The sequence below is a fragment of the Streptomyces sp. NRRL F-2580 genome (assembly GCF_000720115.1).
In the GTDB taxonomy this organism is placed as follows: domain Bacteria; phylum Actinomycetota; class Actinomycetes; order Streptomycetales; family Streptomycetaceae; genus Streptomyces.
Map to the genome: position 1 here is coordinate 22100 of NZ_JOIR01000047.1, position 21078 is coordinate 43177.

Genomic DNA, 21078 nt, shown 5'->3' on the forward strand with positions numbered 1-21078 from the left:
CCGCACGACGGCACGACCGCACCACCGCTCGGCAGACGCTTCCCGCCGTGCCACGCGCCCGGCGGGGAGCCCGCGCGCCGCCCCCACCCACAGGACGGAAACCCATGCCGCAGCCGCACTCCACCCCCGGCGCCGACGGCTACCGGGTACGCTCCGCCCCCTACGCGCTGGCCCGCGCCACCGTGCTCGCCCACCCGGCCCAGCACCCGGCCCCGGCCGCCTTCCGGGACCTGCTGGCCCGCCTCCACCGGCTCGACACCGAACTGGCCCTGACCGCCGCACCACTCTGCGACGACCTGTACGCCGCCCGCGACGGCCACCCCGCCGACTTCCACCGCGACGTCGCCCTGCCCCTGCGACGGGCCCTGCACAACGGCCGCGAACCCCGCCCCGCCCTGCTCGCCCGCCTCGGCGACCTCCCCGCCCGCCTTCCCCGGCTCGACGCATGGCTCACCCTGCGCGCCGACCGCGAGGCCCTCCTCACCGCCCTCGACGCCGCCACGGGCCCCGCCCTCGACGCCGAACGCGCCGCGCTCGCCGCCCTCTGCCGCGAACCCGCCCTCGCCAAGGCCACCGCCCTGACCAGCGCCGACCTGCTGCGCGCCGTGAACCGCGCCGCCACCGGCGCGGCCGACCGCCGGGCCCGCAAAGAGGAGCCCACCGTGCTGCGCTACGCCTTGCGGGCCAGCACCAAGACCAGCCCGCTGTCATGGTTCACGGCCGTCGGATGGGGCCCGCTGGCCGGCGCCCCCGCCGACGGCCCGGTCCGCCCGGTGACCTCCTGGGGCGCCGCACCCGTCCTCGACGGCCCCCTGTGCCCCGTCGTACGGGTCAACCGCACCCTGACGACCGCGCTGACCCTCGCCCTCCTCGACGCTCCGCACCGCCGCACCACGCTGCCCCACCGCATCACCAGCACCGCACGGACCGCCGACGGACGGGCCGCGTACTCCCGCGACCGGCCCTCCTTCGCCGGCGGCCGCTACCTCGTGCCCGGCGAGGACGAGGCGGAGGTGGCCGCCGGCGGACCGCTGCGCCTGCTCACCGCCCTCGCCGAGAACCCCGTACCGCTCGCGGAGCTGACAGGGCGGCTGGCCGCGGCGCTCTGCCCGGCCGACGCCGACACCGACGCCAACGCCAACGCCAACGCCAACGCCGACGCCGACGCCGGTGGCGGTGGCGGCGGTGGTGGTGGTGGCGGTGGTGGTGACGGCCGGGCCGCGGCCGCCGCCTTCCTCGACCAGCTCGCCCAAGCCGGCCTGCTGGTCCCGCAGGACCCCGTCCCCCCGCAGGACCCCGACCCCCTGCACCGCCTCGCCGCCTGGTTGCGGTCCTTCGCGCCCGGCCACCCCGAGGACGCCGAACGCGCCGACCGGATCGCCGAACTCGGCTCGCTGACCGCCCGGTTCGCCGCCGCACCCGCCGCCGAGCGCCCCGACCGGCTCAGCCTCCTCACCCAACGCTGGACCGCCGAGCTGGCCGCCGCCGGCCGGCCCGTCCCCACCGCCTCCGCCCCGCTGACCGTCCTGTCCGAGGACGTGGTCGCCCCGCGCCCGCTGGCGCTCGACGGCTTCCTCGGCGCCGCCGACCACGAGGCGCTCGGCGAGGTCACCGCCCTCGCCGAACTCTTCGACCTCGGCCATCTCGTCCGCCGCGCCGTCCGGGACCGCTTCGTCGAGCGCTACGGCGCCGGCGGACGCTGCGCGCACCCCTGGGAGTTCGGCCCGGACGTCACCGCCGCCTGGGAGTCCGCCGGACGGATCGCCCTCCTCGACCCCGCCGACCAGGGCGCGTTCCCCAGCGCGACCGAACCCCTCGCCCGGCTGCGGGCGGAGGTCGCCGACGCCCTGCGGGAGGACAACGGCCCCGCCGGCCGCGACACCCCCGACACCCCCGGCCCCTCCGATCCCTCCCGTGTCCGCGACGAGGCGGTGCTCCCCGCCGACACCCTCAAGACCCTCGGGGAGCGGCTCCCCGCGCCGACCGTCGAACGGCCCCTCAGCTACGCCTACTTCCTCCAGCGCGACCCCGCCTCCGGGCTGCTGGCCGTCAACCACGTCTACGGCGGCTGGGGCCGCTTCGCCAGCCGCTTCCTGGACTCCCTGGACCCCCGCGCCACCGCCGAGGTGTCCGGGCAGCTCCGACGCGGCCTCGGTCCCGGAGCCCGGCCCGCCCAGATCCGCCCCGTCGGCGGGTTCAACGCCAACCTCCACCCCCTCCTCGTCCCGGACGAGATCGGCCCCGACCGCCGCCGCACCCCGATCGCCGAGGCCGACCTGGAACTCGTCCACGACGAAGCCACCGACCAGATCCGGGTACGCCTGCGGACCACCGGCGAGATGCTCGACGTGCTGTACCCCGGCTTCCTCGCCCCCGTGCTGCTGCCGGCCCGCATCGCGCCCCACCTCGCCGACCACCCGGGCGGCGTCGTGGACTTCCGGTCCCTCGCCCCCCGCCGGACCCTGGCCGCACCCGGCGGCCACGTCACCGTCAGCTCCCGGCTCCGCCACCGGCACGTAGTGCTCCAGCGCCGCCGCTGGCTGCTGCCCTCCGGCGTGGTGGCCCGGCTGCGCGCCGACCTCGCCGCCGACACCGGCCCCGGCCGGGTCCCCGCGGCCGCCGCGGCCCACTGGCGGGCCCTGCTCGGCCTGCCCGAGCAGGTCTTCCTGCACCCGGTGGCCGGCGCCCCCACCGGCCGGGCCACCGAGGACTTCCTGAGCGGACTGGCCCGCCCCAAACCGCACTTCGCCGACCTCGGCAATGCCCTGCACCTGCGCTGCCTCGCCAAATGGCTGTCCCGGCACACCGACGGCGTCGTCCTCGAAGAGGCGCTGCCCGCACCCGGCGGCCTGGCCGCACCCGCCCGGGCCGTCGAACTCGTCCTGGAGGTCTACCGGGACGGACGCCCGCGATGACCCGCCCGCCGAGCCGGCCGCGTCCACAGAGCCGGCCGCGTCCACAGAGCCCGCCGAGCCCGCCGAGCCCGCCAAGCCCGCAGCACCAGGAGAGGAGCCTGCCGGACATGCCGTCCCCCGACCCCCGAGCCCCCGCCGGAGCCCACCCGCGCGACAGCGGCGCGCTGGACGTCGTCGCGTACTACCACCACCCCGTCAAGGCCCCGCTGCTGCGCGAGGTGATGCTGCCGCTCGCCGCCGACGCCGCCGCGGACGGGACCGCGGCCCACGTGGAGCGGCACTGGCTGCACGGCCCGCACCTGCGACTGCGCCTGCAGGGCACCGATCCCGCCCAGGTCGCCGACACCGCCGCCACCGCGGCCGGGCGCATCCGCGCCTGGCTGCGCGCGCACCCCTCGCACAGCGACCTCACCGAGGCCCAGCTCCTCCAACGGGCCGCCGAGGCGGGACGGGCCGAACTCATCCCCCCGCCCTACGAACCGCTCCTCCCCGACAACACGGTCCGGACCGAGCCCGTCGACCGGTCCTCCGTACGGGGACTGCTCGGAGCGGACGGCACCGCCCTGCGGGAGGACCTGCTGCGGTCCGGCCTGGACGCCCTGCGGGCCGGCGCCGGCTTCCTCGGCCGGCACGGCGACACCGGCCGGGCCCGGCTCCGCCTCGCGGTGACCGCCCTCGCGGCCCACGCCTGCGCCCACCCCGGCGGCCTGACGGGCGGGCACTGGTCCTACGTCTCCCACCTGGAGGATTTCCTGCTCCACGACGACCCGGACGGAAGGCTGCGCGCCACCTTCGAACGGCACGGGGAGCAGGCGGAGGACACCGTGACCGCCCTCGTCGGCCGGATCGCCGACGGGCGCGCGGACGACTGGGAACAGGCCTGGGCCGGCTTCTCGCAGGGCGCCTGGCGGCTCACGCAGGAACGTTACGACGCCGGCGCCGACCTGCACGGAGATCCCCTCGCCTACCGGGTCCGGGCAGCCGCCACCGGCGACGCCGCCGCGCACGAGCGCTGGAACCAGGACATCCGCACCCGCTACAGCGAGTTCCACCGACTGCTGCGCCGCGCCGACCCGCAGGGCGCGATGTGGAGCCGCCCCGACTACCTCGTCCACCGGGCCTGTACGAACGCCCTGTACCGGCTGCTGGCCGTCTGTGACGTCCGCCCGCTGGAGCGCTACCTCGCCGCGCACCTGGTCGTCCGCGCCGTGCCCGCCCTGACCGGCTGCGACTGGCGCACCGAGATGGGCGCCGTCATCGACGCGGTGGAGGCCCGGACATGACCGGCTCGGACACCGGCAGGAGCCGCGGCGCGAGCGGCGGCGACAGGCTGCGCCCCGGCACCGCCGTCACCCCGCTGCGCGCCGGACTGCACCTGCGGGGGCGGCGCGGCAGCGTCACCCTGGAGGGCAGCACCGCGGTCCCGGTGGTGTGGGGCCTGTTGGAGGAACCCCTGCGCGCCGGCCGTCTCACACAGTTCCGGGAGGGCCTGGAGCCGGGCTCGGCCGTCCGCGTCGCCGTCGACACCCTCGTCGGCCAACTCGCCGCCCACGACCTCCTCGTCCCCGGACCATCCGCCGCCGGGACCCCGTCCGCCGCCGGGACCCCGGACCCCGCCGGCGCCGTGGACCCCGCCGTCGCGCGGTGGATCGACGCCACGGCCGCCCGCCCCGCCGACGCGGCCGCCGCCCTCGCCACCGCCCGGGCCGAGGTCCTGGCCCGCGACCCGGCCGCCCCGCCCGCCGCCGCCGCCGTACGGGCACTGGAGGCCTGCGGTCTGCCCGTCACCCGCACCCCCGACCCGCGGCTGCCCGGGGACCGGGTCCTGCTCACCGTCCGCGGCGCCGGCACCGGCCGGGACCGGGCGGTCGCGGCCGGACGGGGCGGCGCCACCGGATACGTGACCGCTCCCGGCAGCGCCGCCCAGGCACGCGCCGACGCGGCGGCCCTGGAGACCCGGCTCGCCGACGCCGCCGGGGACGCTGCCGCGCCGCAACCCCCCGGGGTCCCGGGCGCGTTCGCCGCGCTGCTGGCCGGCGCCGCCGCGCACCGGCTGCTGTGCGCGGCCGCCGGACTGCCCGACCCGGCCGCCGAGGGAGACGACCCGCGGCTGCTCCCCGGCATCCCCGCCGTCCTCCTCGCCGACATCCGCCCCGCGCGCGCCGACCACCACAGCTGGCTCGGCCCCGAGCGCATCGACGAGGACCGCCGCGTCCGCCTCGCGCCCCCGGCCGGGCTCGGTGAGGCGCTGCGGCGGATCACCGCCCTCGGGGAGCACCGCTGCGGACCCCTGCCCGGACCGCTGCCGGGGGAGCTGCCCCAACTCCCGGTGCCCCTCGCCACCTGCACACTGCCCGGCCCCGCCACCGGGAACGCCGGGCCACCCCGCACACTGACCGGCGGCGGGCCCCGCCTCGACCTGGCCCGGCTGGAACTGTTCTGCCGGGCCGCCGAACTGCTCCTCGGGGACACCGGGTTCACCGTCGGGGCCGACCCGGGGCACGCCCGCGGCCGCGCCCTGCGCCACGCTGCCGCACGCCGCCTCGCCGCCGCCGTCCCGGACGGCCGCACCGCGGTGGACCCGGCCCGATGGTCCGGCCACCCGCAGCTGCGCCACTGGTGGACGACCCTGACCGACCGGCTCGCCGTCGCCGCGCGCCTGGAGGTGCACCGGGCGGCCCCCCGTGCGCAGGCCTACCGGGCCGTGGTCCGCCGCACCCCGGCGGGACCGGGGCGCGAGCCGGGCCCGGTGCTCGGCGAGGCCGTCGAGGCCACGCCCGGCGACGCCGCGTCCTTCGCCGCGCTGGCCGCCGTCACCGCCGCCTGCACCGCCGCGACCGGACCGTCCGCCGCCCGCCCCCGGCCCTCCGGCGGAGCGTCCGCCCCGCTGGCGGCCGAAGGCGCGCGCACCGCCGCCTGGGAGGACCTCGGCTGGACGGGAGGCTGGCTCGCCGACCTGGCCGGGCGCGAGGAAGCCTTCCAGGACGCCCTGCACCGACTGTCCGGAGCCGGCCCCGCCGCCCTCACACCGGCCTTCGCACCGGACCCCGAACCCGCCGGCCTGCTGCGCTCCTTCGGCTTCACCGTGCTGCGCACCGCCGAGGAGGCCCGATGACCGGCCCCGCCGTCGCCCCCGCACCCATGGGCGCCCCCGCACCCGTGGGCCCCGCCGTCGCCCCCGCCCCCGCACCCATGGCCGGACCTCTGGCCGCCGCCGGTCCGGGTGCCGTCCCCCTACTGGACGCCCCCGCCGCCCTGGCGGCCACCGCCGGCCGGGCCGCGGTCCTGCTGACCCGGTGGACGCTCGGCCTCGCCGAGGAACTGAGCCGCCATGCCCTGCGCCGGCCCGTGGTCCTGGTCCCGGTGCGCTTCGACGGGGCGCTGGCGGTGGTCGGGCCGGTGCTCCGGCCGGGCGCCGCGGCCTGCCTCGTCTGTACCGAGTACCAGCGGCTGGCGACCGCGGGCGGCCGGGTCCCGTGGCAGAGCCCGAAGCTGACCCTGGCCGGAGTGCCCTCACCGGCCCTGACCCCGGCCGTCGAGGCCCTGGTACAGGAGCTCCTCGACCACCCGGATCCGAACCCGGATCCGAACCCGGACCCGAACCCGGACCCGAACCCGGACCCGGGGGGCCCGGACTCGGCCGTCGTCCACGTCGTCCACCAGGGCCGCGGCACCTGGTCCACCCACCACGTCCGCCCCGTCGGCGGCTGCGACGTGTGCCGCCCGCTGCCGTCCGACGCGCAGACCCCCCTCAGCCCGCTGCCCTCGGGGCCGCGCCCGATGCCCGACCCGGCCGTCCTGCGCGGCCCCAACCCCCGTACGAGCGGCGCCGCACTGCGGGCCGCCCTGTACGACGCGCGGTTCGGGCCGGTGCGGCTGCTGCGCCGCTCCGAGGACTCGGCGTTCAGCCTCACCAGCGCGATCGTCACCGACGGCCGGTCCGTCGACGACGGCGGCCACGGCCGGGCCCGCACCTTCGCCGACAGCGAGCGCACCGCCCTCTTCGAGGCCGTCGAACGGTACGCGGGCATGCGCCCGACCGGCCGCCGCACCCACCTGCGGGCCTCCTTCGCCGAACTGGGCCCCGACCAGGCACTGGACCCCGAACGGCTCGGCCTGCCCGACCCCGCCCACCACGGCCACCCCGGCTCGCCCACCGTCCCCTACACCCCGGACCTGCCGCTGCACTGGGTGCGCGGCTGGTCCCTCACCCACCACCGGCCGACCGCGGTCCCCGAGCACGTCGCGTACTGGGACGTGCCGGGCCCGGACCGGACGCGCGTCGTGTACGAGTCCTCCAACGGCTGCGGCCTCGGCAACAGCCCCGAAGAAGCCGCCCTGTACGGGCTGTTCGAGGTCGCGGAGCGCGACGCCTTCCTCATGGCCTGGTACGCGGCCACCCCGCTGCGCCGCGTCCGCCTGCCGGCCGAGGACACCGACACCCTGCTGCTCGCGGACCGGGCGGCGGCCGCCGGCTACCGGCTCCTCCTCCTGGACGCGACCAACGACTTCGGCATCCCGGCCGTCCTGGCCGTCTGCCGCTACGAGGGCGGCCACCCGGACGCGCCGCGGATGTTCCTCGCGGCCGGCGCCCACCACGATCCGCGCGCCGCCATCCGCTCCGCCGTCGCCGAGGCCGTCACCAACGTACTGGAGGCACCGCACCGCTCCTTCGCCGAGGGAGGGCCGCGCGATCCCGCACGGCTGCGGCCCATGCTGGAACGCCCGGAACTCGTCCTGACCCTGGACGACCACGTCGGGCTGAGCACCCTGCCCGAGGCGGCCCCCCGCCTGGAGTTCCTCTTCGCCGACACCCCGACCGTGGCGGCCGCCGAGGCCTGGCCCGGTGCCCCCGCGCCGGTGCCCGACCTCTCCGACCTCCTGACGCGCACCGTCGAGCGGCTGGCCCGCGCCGGACTGGAGGTGATCACCGTCGACCAGAGCGAGCCGGGGCTGCGCGAGCGGTTCGGCCTGCACTGCGTCAAGGCCGTGGTCCCCGGCGCGCTGCCGATGACCTTCGGGCACGTCAACCGGCGCACCCTCGGCCTGCCCCGGCTGCTGGACGTGCCCCACCGCCTGGGCCGCACCGCCCGGCCCGCGCGCCACGAGGAACTGCCCCTGCACCCGCACCCCTTCCCCTGACCCGACCCGACCCGACCGACATGCGACGACGAGGACCGGACGACGTGACGACGACAGACACCGACACCGACACCCACGCGGGCCCCGGCACGGGCACCGCCGCCGGCACCTGGCAGAGCCACCACCTCTTCCTGCACTCCACCACCGAGGACACCGACCGCTTCCTGGTCGGTGACGCGGCCCCGCTCCTCGACGGCCTCGTCGCCGCCGGCGAAGCGGCCGACTGGTTCTTCATCCGCTACGGGGAGGACGGCCCCCACGTACGCATCCGGGTCCGCACCACCGCGCGGCTGCCCGAACTCCCCGACCTGCTGGCCCGTCAGGCCCGGCAGGTGCCCGCCGTGCCCGGCCCCTGGCCCTCCCGGCACGGCGAGGTCCGCGCCGTGCCCTACGTACCCGAGACCCGGCGCTACGGCGGACCGCGGGCGCTGCCCGTCGCCGAGGCGGTCTTCGGCGCCTCCACCCGCACCGCCCTCGACGTACTGGGGGCGCTGCCCGCCGCGGGCACGGCCGCGTCCCGGCTCGCCGCGGCCGCGGACCTCGCGCACACCACGGCGTACGCGCTCGGCATGGACCGGCTCGCCGCCGCGCGCTGGCTGCGCGCTCAGGCGGCCGGCTGGCGCTGGGTCACCGAGGTGCCGCTGCTGCCCGCCGCCGCCGTCCACAGCCGGGTCAACACCGTCCACGCGGCGCAGCGCACCGCCCTCGGCGGGCGCGCCACGGACCTGCGCGACCGCCTCCGGGCGGGCACGGCGGCGCCCTGGCTGGCGCGCTGGGCCGAACGGGTCCGGGAGGCCGACGCGACCCTCGACGGCCTGGGGGAGCGGACCCGGGCCGGGGTCTGGGGCTCGCAGCTGCACATGCTGTTCAACCGGCTGGGCGTGAGTCCCGACGAGGAACGGGCCGTGTGCCGGCTGGCCGCGCGCACCCTGCTGGAGACGGACGCTCCGGCCGGGTTCTTCCCGCCCGACCACACCGCCCCCGACGTGCAGTACCTGGAGCGCAGCAAGTTCCAGATCGGCCGCGGCGAGGACTCGGCACTGCGCCCGTACGCCCCGACCGACGACGACCAACCGGCCCCGGCCCCGGCCACGGCCCCGGCCGCCGAAGAAGTCCCCCTCCCCGCCGACCCGTTGCCCGCGGTGTCCCTGGGTGCCGTCCTCGCCGCTCGCTCCTCGCTCCGCGGCGCCCTCACCGGCCCCCTCGACGCCGGCACGCTCGGCGCCCTGCTGTGGCACTCCCTCGCCGAGAGCGGCCGCAGCGAGCAGCGCCTCGCCGACGGCACGACCCGTACCCTGGCCCACCGCCCCTACCCCAGCGCGGGCGCCCTCCACACGGCACGCGTCCGCCTGCTCGTCCTCGACGTGGCCGGGCTCCCCGCCGGCACCTACGACTGCGTCCCCGAGCGCCGGACCCTGCGCCGGATCGGCCCGGTGGCACCCCTGGAGGACATCACCGCCCTGTCGACCTACCTCTCGCGCCCGTCCGCCGACCCGGACTGGATCGGCGTCGAACAGGCACCGGTCCTCCTCGCCCTCTACGCCGACCTCGGCCTGCTGCGCCGCCGTTACGGACTGCGCGCGCTGCGCCTGGCCCTGCTGGAGACCGGCCACCTGGCCCAGACCCTGCTGCTCACGGCGTCGGCCCTGGGCCTGGGCGGAACCCCGCTGGGCGGCTTCCACGACGACCTGGCCCACGAACTCCTCGGCCTCCGCGACCCGGACCAGCCCCTGCAGTACCTCCTGCCCCTCGGCCGCCGACCGCACCGGAGCGCCGGCTGACCCCGTCCGCCCCACGTCGGCCCCGAAGGTGCGTTTCCCGCCGAATATCGGATCTTGCCCGCCCTCCCGGTGGCCAGTGGGTAGCGTCGTCCGTCATCACCCGGCCGGAGCATGAAGACGGCCGGGGCCGTCAAGAGCCGAGGGAGCGAGTACTGATGGTGAGTGTCGAGACGTCTCTGAAGGAAGCGATGACCTCGATCGAGGGGAGCGTGGGGGCCGCACTGGTCGACTACACGAGCGGCATGGCCCTCGGAACGCTGGGCGGGGGCAAGGACCTCGATCTCACGGTGGCCGCGGCCGGGAACACCGACGTGATCCGGGCCAAGCTCCGCACCATGGAGATGCTGGGCATCGAGGAGGAGATCGAGGACGTGCTGATCACCCTCGGCAGCCAGTACCACCTCATCCGGCTGATCAAGGGCCGCGGGGGCAACGGCCTGTTCCTCTACATCGTCCTGGACAAGGGCAGGGCGAACCTGGCCATGGCCAGGCACCAGCTCAAGCGCATCGAGGCGGAACTGGAGTTGTAACCGTCCTTCTGCTTCCCGGCTCCGCACGCCCAGGAGTTGAAAGACTCTTCAACTCGGCACATCTGAATGTGATCAGCAGAGGGTGGACCGGAGCCAGGGGGCGGGAGGATGGAGGTCTGGCCGCCAGCTCATGAAAAGCCGAACCCGGGTGGGAGTGTTGTCGCATGCAGGTGCCGCTGTACCAGGCCAAGGCGGAGTTCTTCCGCATGCTCGGACACCCCGTCCGCATCCGCGTACTGGAACTGCTCCAGAACGGCCCCGTACCGGTACGCGAACTGCTGAACGAGATCGAGATCGAGCCGTCCAACCTCTCCCAACAGCTCGCGGTACTGCGCCGATCCGGCATCGTGGTCTCCATACGTGACGGCTCCACCGTCAGCTACGCCCTCGCCGGCGGCGACGTCGCGGAACTCCTGCGGGCCGCACGACGCATCCTCACCGAACTGCTGGCCGGACAGAGCGAGCTGCTCGCCGAACTCCGCCACGCCGACACCTCCGTACACGCAGGTCCGACCAGACTGTGACCGCCCACCCCTCGGCCGGCCGCGCGTCCGAGGCGCGCACGGGCCGGGGCAGGGGTTGTCGATCACAAACCGCACAGCCGGTAAAGCCTTGGCCCCTATGGAGTGAATGCCGCCAGGATCCCGCGACCCTTGGCCGGAACCTTACGTACGTTGGCCCCTCTTCTCGCTCATCACCACAACTGGGGGGCCGGTGCGCAACCACCGACTCGTAATGACCGCTGCCCTCGTGGCAGCCGGTCTCGGCATCATCCCGGGCACCGCGCAGGCGGCGGATCCCGTACCCGCCGCGGCCGGCGTGGCCGAGGCGATAGCCAAGGCATTCACCTCCGAGGGCTTCCACAGCCCGGCCGACCGCACGATCCGCACCACCCTGCCCGGCGCCGCCGCCGCGAACGGCAAGACGAACGCCAAGACCGCCACACCGCAGAGCGCCCAGAGCGCCCAGAGCGCGCCGGCCGCAGTGGCCGCGGCGGACGCGGGGGCCAACCCGGCCCTCGCGGTCGACGTCAGCGGCACCAGCCACACCGCGCACGGCATCGAACTCACCACCCTGATCACGAGCGCCGACTTCGCCCTCGGCGTCGTCATCGACTGGGGCGACGGGAAGACCGACACGGCCACCGCCCAGGGCAACGCCGAGCTGCACCACTCGCACACGTACGACAAGTCCGGCGAGTACCAGGTCAAGGTGACGGTGACCGACACCGCCAACGCCGTCCAGGCCGCCAACGGGGGCGCCTTCCTCACCCCCGGCTCCGACTTCACCCCGCACACCCCGACCCGGCTCCTCGACACCCGCGACGGCACCGGCGCACCCGCGACCAAGGTCCCCGGACTGGGCTCCGTCCGGGTGAAGATCGCCGGCAACGCCGCCGTCCCGGCCGGCGTCACCGCCGTCGCCCTCAACGTCACGGTCACCGAGACCGTCGACAGCGGGTACGTGACCGCCTGGCCCGGCACCGGCTACGACCGCCCCGGCACCTCGAACCTGAACTACACGGCCGGCCGGTCCGTCCCGAACCTGGTGATCGTGCCGGTCGGCGAGGACGGGTACGTGGAGCTCTACAACGGCGGCCCGCAGCCGGTCGACCTCATCGCCGACGTCACCGGCTACTTCACCCGGGCCTCGGCCGGCGGCTACACCTCGATGACGCCCGCCCGGTTCGTGGACACCCGCGAAGGCCTCGGCGCGCCCCGGGGCAAGCTCGCCGCGCGCACCGCGTTCACGACACGGATCGGCGGCCTGGAGAGCGTGCCCCAGGGCATCACCGCCGTGGCACTGAACGTCACGGTGACCGAACCCGGCGGGCCGGGCCACCTGACCGCCTTCTCCGGCGACGGGCCGGTCCCCACGGCGTCGAACCTGAACTTCGTACCCGGCCAGACGGTGGCCAACGCCGTGATCGTGCCGGTGGCCACGGACGGGACGATCAAGGTCTTCAACGGGTCCTGGAGCGCCGCCCACGTGGTGGTCGACGTCGTCGGCTACTACAGCAAGGACAGCAAGGCCGCCTTCCTGCCCTTCACCCCCTTCCGGACCCTCGACACCCGCGAGGAGGCCTACGGCTGGCCCGGCGGCCGGTTCCGGGCCCGCGAGTACATCACGCAGGGGTTCACGCCCGAGGCGGCGACGGGTGTCGAGGCCTACGTGCTGAACACTACCGTCACCGGCACCGGCGGCACCGGATACCTCTCGGTGGCACCGAGCCCCCACCCGCTGCCGGCGGAGGGCGGACCCGCCGCGCCCACCGCACCGCGCCCCGGCTCCTCCACCCTGAACTGGACGGCCGGCGAGACCGTCCCCAACCTGGTCCAGGCGAGCGACGGCGACCACGGCGTCATCACCTTCTGGAACCAGGGCTACCAGGACGCAGACCTGGTGCTCGACGTCTTCGGCGTCTACCAGTCGAAGTGATGCCCGCGGGGTGGCCCGCACCGGCGGGCCACCCCGCCCACCCCGACAGGTGAAGGTGACGGGGGCAGCGCATTGGAGTGGCCCGCGTCGCCGCCGATGGCGTGGCTCCGGACCGGCCCGCGGGCGCCGCCTAGGGTCGACGCGACCGGGCCGGCACCGCAGCCGGCCGGCCCTCGCGGAAGAGGTGGGTGCATCGTGGAACGCGTCCCGGCCGACTCACACGGACAGGAACCTCCAGCGCCCGCCCGCCGGATCCGCCGGCCGCTGAACCGCGGCCTCGCCGCCGTCACGGGACTGCTGCTCCTGTGCGTGCTGCCCGCGCGCGCGGTGGGCGTCACCCAGCCCCACGACGCCCGCCCGCACACCTCCCTGCCGCTGTACGTCTCCGACTACGGAAACGACCGCGTGGTCACCCTGCCGCCCGACGGCGGCGGCCCGAGCACCCTCCCCCTGGACGGCCTGGTCCGCCCGACGGGCCTGGCCTTCGACCGTACGGGCAGCCTCTACGTCTCCGACACCGGCAACAACCGCGTGGTGCGGCTGCTCCCGGACGGGGGAGGCCAGTCCACCGTCCCCACCGACGGCCTCTCGCGCCCCCTGGGTCTGGCCGTCGACCCCGCCGGCGACCTCTACATCGCCGACAGCTTCAACGACCGCGTGGTGAAGGTGCCCGCCGACGGCACCGGCCAGACCACCGTCCCCACCACCGGCCTGCTGCACCCCTGGGGCCTGGCCCTGGAACCCGACGGGGACCTCTACATCTCCGACTTCGTCAACGACCGCGTGGTGAAGGTGCCGGCCGACGGCACCGGCCAGACCACCGTCCCCACCACCGGCCTCTCACAGCCCACCGGACTGGCCCTGAGCGCCACCGGAGACCTCTACGTCTCCGACAGCGGCAACAACCGGGTGGTGAAGCTCGCCGCCGGCACCGGCGCCCAGACCACCGTCCCCGCCACCGGCCTGAGCAGCCCGCTCGGCCTCGCGGTCGACCGCCGCGGCACCCTCTACGTGGCCGACGCCTTCAACAACCGCGTCCTGCGCGTCCGCCCCAACGGCACCCAGAGCACCCTGAACTCCACCGGCCTCAACACCCCCACCGGCCTGGCCCTTCCCCCGGACACCCGCACCACCCCGCCGGCGGCCCCGGCGCGGTGACCGCGCACGGGACTGCGCACGGGACTGCGCACGGGACTGCGTACCGGGACTGCGCGCCTCAGGGCTCGCACAGGCGTACGGCGAGGGCGGCGATGTCGTCGTCAAGACGTCCCCGGCTGTAGCTCAAGAGGTCGCCGTGAAGAGCCGTGAGCAGTTCGCGGGGCGGCGTCGGGGGCTGCCGGCCCATCCACGCCGCCAGCGGGAAGAACTCGCCGTCGCGGGCGCGGGCCTCGGCGATCCCGTCGGTATAGAGGAGCAGCAGGTCACCGGGGGTGAAATCGAAGGTGTCGACGGTGTAGTGATCGCCGATCAGCTCCGCGAGGCTGAGCAGCGGCGAGGGGGTGGCGGACTCCAGGACACGGAGCTTCCCGCGGTTCAGGAGCAGTGGCGGGGGGTGTCCGCAGTTGAGGACGTCGATACGGCCGCCCTCGCGCGGGATCTCGACGAGCAGGGCCGTGGCGAAGCGCTCCATCGGCCCGTCGGGGGCGAAGGCGGCGTTGTAACGGGTACTGCTGGCGTCCAGCCTGCGCGCGACCTCGACCATGTCGATCTCGCCGTAGGCCGCCTCCCGGAAGGCGTTGACGATCGCCGCGGCCGCCCCCACCGCCGGCAGGCCCTTGCCCCGCACGTCACCGATGAGCAGCCTGACCCCGAACGGCGTGTCGACCACCTCGTAGAAGTCCCCGCCGATGCGGGCCTCCGCCGCTGCCGCGAGGTACAGCGACTCGATCTCGATGTTCCCGACGCGGTGCGGCATGGGGCTCAGCACCACCTGCTGCGCCGCGTCCGCGACGAGCCGCACCTGGAAGAGGGTGCGCTCCCGCTGGAGCCGGACATGGCTTCCGTAGGCGGCGGCCACGGTGACCGCGATGATCCCCGCGGCCGTCCACCACGTGCCCAGATCGGGGAAGAGGAAGCCGAGGCCGATCATCAGGAAGAGGCACACCGTCCCGAGCAGGACGGTGGGCAGGACCGGCCACATGGCGGCGGCCAGGGCCGGAGCAGCGGGCAGGAGCCGGCTGAAGGCCATCTCCCGCGGGGTGCCGTAGGCCAGGCTGGCGATCACGACGGTCAGAATGACCGGCGACAGCCGTACAAGCCACCCCCGGCCGTAGTGCCGACGCAGCCGCAGCCGTCCAGACTCGATCACACTTCCCAGAGTATGTGCGCAATGAGGGCACAGCGCTCTGGCGAACGGAGCCGGCCCCCCGCCCCCGCCCCCCGGCCGGGTGTCATACCGCGCCGATCCCGCGATCCATCGCGGACCGAAACTGTCCGCAAGCAGGGACGCTCCGAGGTTGCCCGACAGGCTCCCCGCCCGCTTCGGCCGGACGGCCCGACCCTCCGACCGGGCGAAACCGGCGCGGCGCGGCGATGAGTACGCGGGCATCCGCAGGTCTATCCCTTGACGGAGACAACCCACTCACCGGGAGCACGCCATGGGCCTCATCGAAATCGAGCTGTTCGCGACCCTCGACCTCGTCGGGCAGGCACCCGGCGGCCCCGACGAGGACCCGGCGGGGTTCCCCTTCGGCGGCTGGCAGGCACCCCTGCTGGACGAGGTCGCCGGGGCGCAGGTCGGCGCCGCGTACGAGGGCACCGACGCCCTCCTGCTCGGCCGGCGGACGTACGACATCTTCGCCGCCTACTGGCCCCACCAGAAGGGCGGCGAGGACGGCGAGATCGCCACGCTCTTCAACAGCGTCCCGAAGTACGTGGCCTCCCGCGGCAGGCCCGACCTCCCGTGGGCCGGGTCCACGCGGCTCGGCCCGGACCTCGCCGACGCGGTGCGCGAGATCCGCGACAGGCACGAGCACGTGAAGGTCGTCGGGAGCCTGACCCTCGTGCAGACCCTCCTGCGCGAGAAGCTCTTCGACCGTCTCGACCTCTGGGTGCACCCGATCGTGCTCGGCGTCGGGAAGAAGGTGTTCGAGGACGGCGCGGTGCCCACCAACCTCACCCTCCTCGCACCCCCGGCAGCCGGCCCGAAGGGCACCGTGTACCTGCGCTACGGGCTCGCCGACGGCATCCCCGCCACCGGCGACATGAGCGCACCCGACCGCGGCGTCGGACGCGACGCCTGAGCGCTCACGCCAGCCCTGGCAGCCCGCACGGGCATCGGCGCGGGGGGACGTTTTTTGTCCGCGGGACAGAAGCTTTCCCCAGAGCCGCGCCCTGCGCGATAGCCTCCGCAGAGGGGCCGCCCTCCGGAAAAACTTTTCCGAAAGCGCGTGTTCGGGCGCGCTGCACTCGAAATCGACCGGAACTCGCGGCCCCTCCGACATCATGCACCTGCCGTCGTCCGCGCACCGCGCACTCCCTGGAGGGACACACGTGAAGGACTCGAAGGACAGGCTGGAAGCGCTGCGGGCCGAGATCGAGCGCCGCAACCCCGCACAGCCCGAGTTCCACCAGGCGGTGCGGGAGGTACTCGAAACCCTGGCCCCTGTCTTCACCGCCCGGCCCGAGTACGCCGACCCGGCCGTGGCCCTGGTGGAACGGCTCACCGAGCCCGAGCGGCAGATCCTCTTCCGCGTCCCCTGGCAGGACGACCGGGGCCGGGTCCACGTCAACCGCGGCTACCGCGTCGAGTTCAACAGCGCCCTCGGCCCGTACAAGGGCGGCCTGCGCTTCCACCCGTCGGTGGACATCGGCGTGGTGAAGTTCCTCGGCTTCGAGCAGATCTTCAAGAACGCCCTGACCGGCCTCGGGATCGGCGGCGGCAAGGGCGGCAGCGACTTCGACCCGCACGGCCGCTCCGACGCCGAGGTCATGCGGTTCTGCCAGTCCTTCATGACCGAGCTGCACCGCCACATCGGAGAGCACACCGACGTGCCCGCCGGTGACATCGGCGTCGGCGGCCGCGAGATCGGCTACCTCTTCGGTCAGTACCGGCGCATCACCAACCGCTGGGAGGCCGGCGTCCTGACCGGCAAGGGGCAGAACTGGGGCGGCTCCGCGATCCGCCCGCAGGCCACCGGCTACGGCAGCGTCCTGTTCGCCGCCGAAATGCTGCACGTCCGCGGCGCATCCCTCGACGGCCTGACCGCGGTCGTCTCCGGCTCCGGCAACGTCGCCCTCTACACGATCGAGAAGCTCCAGCAGCTCGGCGCGAACCCGCTGACCTGCTCGGACTCCCAGGGCTACGTCGTCGACGACAAGGGCATCGACCTCGCACTGCTCCAGCAGATCAAGGAAGTCGAGCGCGGCCGCGTCAGCGAGTACGCGGCGCGGCGCGGGTCCTCGGCACGGTACGTGCCCGGCGGCCGGGTCTGGGAGGTCCCCGCGGACGTGGCCTTCCCCTCCGCGACACAGAACGAACTCGACGCGCAGGACGCCCGCACCCTCGTCGCGAACGGCGTCAAGGCGGTCTCCGAGGGCGCCAACATGCCGACCACCCCCGAGGCCGTACGGATCCTGCAGGACGCCGGGGTCGCGTTCGGGCCAGGCAAGGCCGCCAACGCCGGCGGGGTCGCGGTCAGCGCCCTGGAGATGAGCCAGAACGCCGGCCGGGTGGCCTGGAGCGCGCAGCGGGTGGAGGACGAGCTCGCCGCCATCATGCGCTCCATCCACGCCGTCGCCCACGAGACCGCCGAACGCTACGGAGCCCCGGGCGACTACGTCACCGGCGCGAACATCGCCGGCTTCGAGCGCGTCGCCGACGCGATGCTGGCGCAGGGCGTCATCTGACCCGACGACCACGCCACCCGCAGGTGCTGCCGCACCCGGCGGCAGCACCTGCGGAGGACCGCTCGCGTGACACTGGGTGTCGTGCCCCCACCACAGGACAGGTCCTGCCTCTCCCTCTGCTCCAAGGACTCGATCCTGTCGACCGGGTCGGTGGGTTCGGTGCTGTCGATCGGGTCGGTCGGCTCGGTGCTGTCGGTCGGCTCGGTGGGCTCCGCCCTCTCCGCCGCGTCCATCGGCTCCTCCCTCTCCCCGCAAACCCTGCACGCCCTGCATCGCCGGGGCCGGGCGTGAGGCCTCCGTAGCCGCTCCCGAAGGCTCTCCGATCTTGAACCCACCCCTCGGGTAGGGTGACGCGACAGTTCACAGGGGGAGCGAAAGATGAAGTGGCAAGCGCTGCGAGCAGCCGCCGTGTTGGGTATGTCCGGGCTGCTCATCACGGGATGCAGCGACTCCGAAGGCGCGAAGCCCTCGGACCACCCCCCGGCCGCCACCGCCGCATCCGCCGCCGCCCCCTCCTCCGCGCCGTCGGCGGAGCCGGTCTCGGCGAGGGCACAGGCCGCCGAGAAGGTGAAGCTCGCCGTCGAGAAGCGCATCTCGGCGGATGAACGGCAGTTCGGCTCGGGTGTGAACTCCCCCTGCTCCACGTCATCGCCCCAGATGCTCACCGCCAAGTGCAAGGCAGCAGCCGATGCCACATCCGACGCCGCCGGCCTGGCCCTGACCGAGATCGACGGCCGCCAGGGATTCGCGACGCTCGACTCCGCCGCCCGCAAGCTCCAGACCGCGGTCCGTACCTACGAAACCCTGGGATGCGCCACCGAGCCGACGGCAGCGGACACCCGCACGGCGTGCCTGGAGCCGGCCGCCGTCATCGCGCAGGGCTTCGCGGACCTGCGCGGCGGGGCCAACGCGGGCCTGGCCGGCAAGTAACCCCGGCAGCGGCACGGGAACCGCAGGCGCTGCTCCTCGACACCGTGCGGCCCATCACGCCCCCGGGGACCCGAACGACGCCTGTTGATGCCGGGACAGGTGCGCACGCCGTGGTACGGGATAACCGAAGCCATCGGCCGTGATCGCGAAAGGGTGCCGCCTGTGTCCCAGGAGCAACGTAAACGCAGGCAGAGGATGCGGCTGCCCGTGAAGGCGGCCCTGCCCGGCGGCCACCCCCACGAGGACAAGGCACCCGTCACCGACAAGGTGGTCTTCGGCGTGACGGCCGTGCTCACCCTGGGCTTCGTGATCTGGGGCGTCACGGCCACCAGCTCGCTGGAGAGCGTCTCCGACACCCTGCTCAACGGCCTGATGCACAACGGCGGCTGGGCGTTCGTCCTGGCCGCCTCGGGGTTCGTCGTCTTCGCGCTCTGGCTCGCCATCAGCCGGTACGGACGCATCGAACTGGGCCAGGAACACGAGAAGCCGGAGTTCAGCACCGTCTCCTGGGTCGCCATGATGTTCAGCGCCGGCATGGGCATCGGCCTGATGTTCTACGGCGTCAGCGAACCCCTCGCGCACTTCACCACCCCGCCGCCGGGCACCGACCCCGCCGACTCGGCGGACGCCATGCAGACGGCGCTCGCCACCACGCTCTTCCACTGGACGCTCCACCCGTGGGCCATCTACGCGGTGGTCGGCCTGGCCATCGCGTACAGCACCTTCCGGCGCCGCAGACGGCAGACGATCAGCGCCGTCTTCGTCCCGCTCCTCGGGAAGGAGCGCGCCGAGGGCGCACCAGGCCGGGTGATCGACATCCTGGCGATCTTCGCCACGCTGTTCGGCTCCGCGACGTCCCTGGGACTCGGCGCGCTCCAGATCGGCAGCGGCATGCACGAGGTGGGCTGGCTGAGCAAGGCCGGGACGGGGCTGCTCGTCGCCATCATCGGCGTGCTGACCGTCTGCTTCGTCTTCTCCGCCGTCTCCGGCGTGGAGAAGGGCATCCAGTGGCTCTCCAACATCAACATGGTGCTGGCGGTCATCCTCGCGGCCTTCGTGTTCGTCGTCGGCCCCACCATCCTGGTCCTCGACCTGATCCCCACCTCCCTCGCCGCGTACTTCGAGGAGCTGCCCCAACTGGTCGGCCGCACCGAGGCGTCCACCGGCGGCGGTGACGTCGCCGACTGGCTGAGCAGCTGGACGGTCTTCTACTGGGCCTGGTGGATCTCCTGGACGCCGTTCGTCGGCATGTTCATCGCCCGCATCAGCCGGGGCCGTACGATCCGTCAGTTCATCGGCGGCGTCATCCTGGTGCCCAGTACCGTGAGCCTGGTCTGGTTCGCCATCTTCGGCGGCACGGCCATGCGCCTGAAGGAGCAGGGAGAGCTCGCCGGCGCGACCACGCCCGAGGCGCAGCTCTTCGGGGTGCTCCAGGAGTTCCCGATCGCCGGCGTGATGAGCCTGCTCGTGATGGTCCTGGTCAGCATCTTCTTCGTCTCCGGCGCCGACGCGGCATCGATCGTGATGGGCACCCTCTCCCAGAAGGGCACCTTCGAACCCGCCCGGTTCATCGTCGTCTTCTGGGGCGTGGTCACCGGTGGCGTGGCCGCCGTGATGCTGCTCGTCGGCGAGGGCAAGGGCGACGCCCTCGCGGGCCTGCAACACCTGACGATCCTCGTCGCGGCCCCGTTCGTCCTGGTGATGATCGGCATGTGCTGGGCCCTCCTGCGGGACCTCCGCCAGGACCCGCTGATCGTCCGCACCGAACTCGCCGAGGAGGCGGTGGAGGAAGCCGTGATCGCGGGCCACGAGAAGTACGCGGGCGACTTCGAGATCCGCATCGGCCCGTCCCAGGACGAGCCCCCCGGGAAACCACAGGACGACCGCGACCACACAAACCCGGAACCCCCACCCCCGACCCCCTGACGGACACCCCCACCACCGCCGCACGGCCCGGCCGGACGTCGTGGCAGCCCACCCAGGATCAGTGCGGCGCGCGGCGCGCACAGCGTGAGCATGAGCGCAGGCAAGCCACGGTCTGGGAGGACCTCGTCGTGATCTTGGCGAAGACGTCCGCCAACCCCACGGATGGGGGATCCCCGTCCGAATTCGGCAGTCGGGTGGAGGACTGGCGGGGCCGGCAGGGACTCGATGTCCAGGCCCCGCGTACCCGCAGCCGCCCCGTCCACGTGCACGGGGCGCGTTCGCTCACGCGCTCCCTGTGGGACCAGCCCCGGCCTGGTGGGAGCCTCGGGCTGGTCCCCCGTGCGGCTGGGCGGCAAGCGTGACTCTGCCGGCGCAGGGGCCTGTCACGCGCCTGTGACAGTCGGCGGACAGCGTCGTGAAGTGCGGGAGTCAGTCTTTTAACCAGACGGACAAAACAGACATTTCATGACTGTCCTTCGATTCTTTCCCCCACCCCCCTTTATTGGAGTAATTCTCATGGCTCGCACTTCTCGGAAGCAGCGTTTCTCGATGTTCGCCGTCTCGGCC

General features: G+C 74.4%; 15 protein-coding genes. 14 read left to right on the forward strand and 1 reads right to left on the reverse strand.

What is annotated here, in order from left to right; translation table 11 throughout:
- Positions 1-104: 104 nt before the first annotated feature.
- The 9 genes from IF88_RS0134725 to IF88_RS0134765 all read left to right on the forward strand — a co-directional run bounded on the left by IF88_RS0134725 (position 105) and on the right by IF88_RS0134765 (position 13965).
- Entirely contained in the window at positions 105-2915 is a 2811-nt protein-coding gene (locus tag IF88_RS0134725) for a lantibiotic dehydratase (protein ID WP_051838075.1), read from the forward strand.
- A 107-nt stretch (positions 2916-3022) separates the two neighbouring features.
- Positions 3023-4198, forward strand: coding sequence for a lantibiotic dehydratase C-terminal domain-containing protein (locus IF88_RS0134730; RefSeq protein ID WP_030721924.1), 1176 nt, complete (start codon positions 3023-3025; stop codon positions 4196-4198).
- Positions 4195-6030, forward strand: coding sequence for a hypothetical protein (locus IF88_RS0134735; RefSeq protein WP_051838076.1), 1836 nt, complete (start codon positions 4195-4197; stop codon positions 6028-6030). Before IF88_RS0134730 ends, IF88_RS0134735 begins: the two co-directional genes overlap by 4 nt.
- Entirely contained in the window at positions 6027-8057 is a 2031-nt protein-coding gene (locus IF88_RS0134740) for a TOMM precursor leader peptide-binding protein (protein ID WP_267884550.1), read from the forward strand. The genes IF88_RS0134735 and IF88_RS0134740 overlap by 4 nt, the downstream gene beginning before the upstream one ends.
- 44 nt (positions 8058-8101) lie before the next feature.
- Positions 8102-9838: a thiopeptide-type bacteriocin biosynthesis protein gene (locus IF88_RS44585; protein ID WP_234323805.1), complete on the forward strand. Its 1737-nt coding sequence runs from the start codon at positions 8102-8104 to the stop codon at positions 9836-9838.
- A 155-nt stretch (positions 9839-9993) separates the two neighbouring features.
- A complete protein-coding gene (locus IF88_RS0134750; RefSeq protein WP_030721936.1) occupies positions 9994-10368 on the forward strand; it encodes a hypothetical protein in 375 nt (124 codons plus the stop codon).
- Between the two features lie 164 nt (positions 10369-10532).
- Positions 10533-10892, forward strand: a complete 360-nt coding sequence (locus tag IF88_RS0134755) for an ArsR/SmtB family transcription factor (protein WP_030721939.1) — start codon at positions 10533-10535, stop codon at positions 10890-10892.
- A 211-nt stretch (positions 10893-11103) separates the two neighbouring features.
- Complete coding sequence (locus tag IF88_RS42580; RefSeq protein WP_158754759.1) at positions 11104-12807, forward strand: PKD domain-containing protein; 1704 nt, start codon at positions 11104-11106, stop codon at positions 12805-12807.
- A 195-nt stretch (positions 12808-13002) separates the two neighbouring features.
- Positions 13003-13965, forward strand: a complete 963-nt coding sequence (locus IF88_RS0134765; protein ID WP_051838083.1) for an SMP-30/gluconolactonase/LRE family protein — start codon at positions 13003-13005, stop codon at positions 13963-13965.
- 58 nt (positions 13966-14023) lie between these two features.
- Here the strand turns inward: IF88_RS0134765 and IF88_RS0134770 are convergent, their stop codons facing one another.
- Positions 14024-15115 (reverse strand): PP2C family protein-serine/threonine phosphatase, encoded by a 1092-nt coding sequence (locus tag IF88_RS0134770; protein WP_051838085.1) that lies wholly within the window; start codon positions 15113-15115, stop codon positions 14024-14026.
- A gap of 289 nt (positions 15116-15404) precedes the next feature.
- On the opposite strand from IF88_RS0134770, the gene IF88_RS0134775 reads away from it, so the two are divergent.
- The 5 genes from IF88_RS0134775 to IF88_RS0134795 all read left to right on the forward strand — a co-directional run bounded on the left by IF88_RS0134775 (position 15405) and on the right by IF88_RS0134795 (position 20511).
- Entirely contained in the window at positions 15405-16049 is a 645-nt protein-coding gene (locus IF88_RS0134775) for a dihydrofolate reductase family protein (RefSeq protein ID WP_030721951.1), read from the forward strand.
- A gap of 202 nt (positions 16050-16251) precedes the next feature.
- The gene (gdhA, locus tag IF88_RS0134780; RefSeq protein WP_051838087.1) at positions 16252-17655 is read left to right on the forward strand and encodes an NADP-specific glutamate dehydrogenase; all 1404 of its coding nucleotides are present in this window, start codon (positions 16252-16254) and stop codon (positions 17653-17655) included.
- Between the two features lie 81 nt (positions 17656-17736).
- Entirely contained in the window at positions 17737-17946 is a 210-nt protein-coding gene (locus IF88_RS41340) for a hypothetical protein (protein WP_107050697.1), read from the forward strand.
- An 87-nt stretch (positions 17947-18033) separates the two neighbouring features.
- Entirely contained in the window at positions 18034-18585 is a 552-nt protein-coding gene (locus tag IF88_RS0134790; protein WP_158754761.1) for a hypothetical protein, read from the forward strand.
- A gap of 195 nt (positions 18586-18780) precedes the next feature.
- A complete protein-coding gene (locus IF88_RS0134795) occupies positions 18781-20511 on the forward strand; it encodes a BCCT family transporter (RefSeq protein WP_199808182.1) in 1731 nt (576 codons plus the stop codon).
- Positions 20512-21078 lie beyond the last annotated feature (567 nt).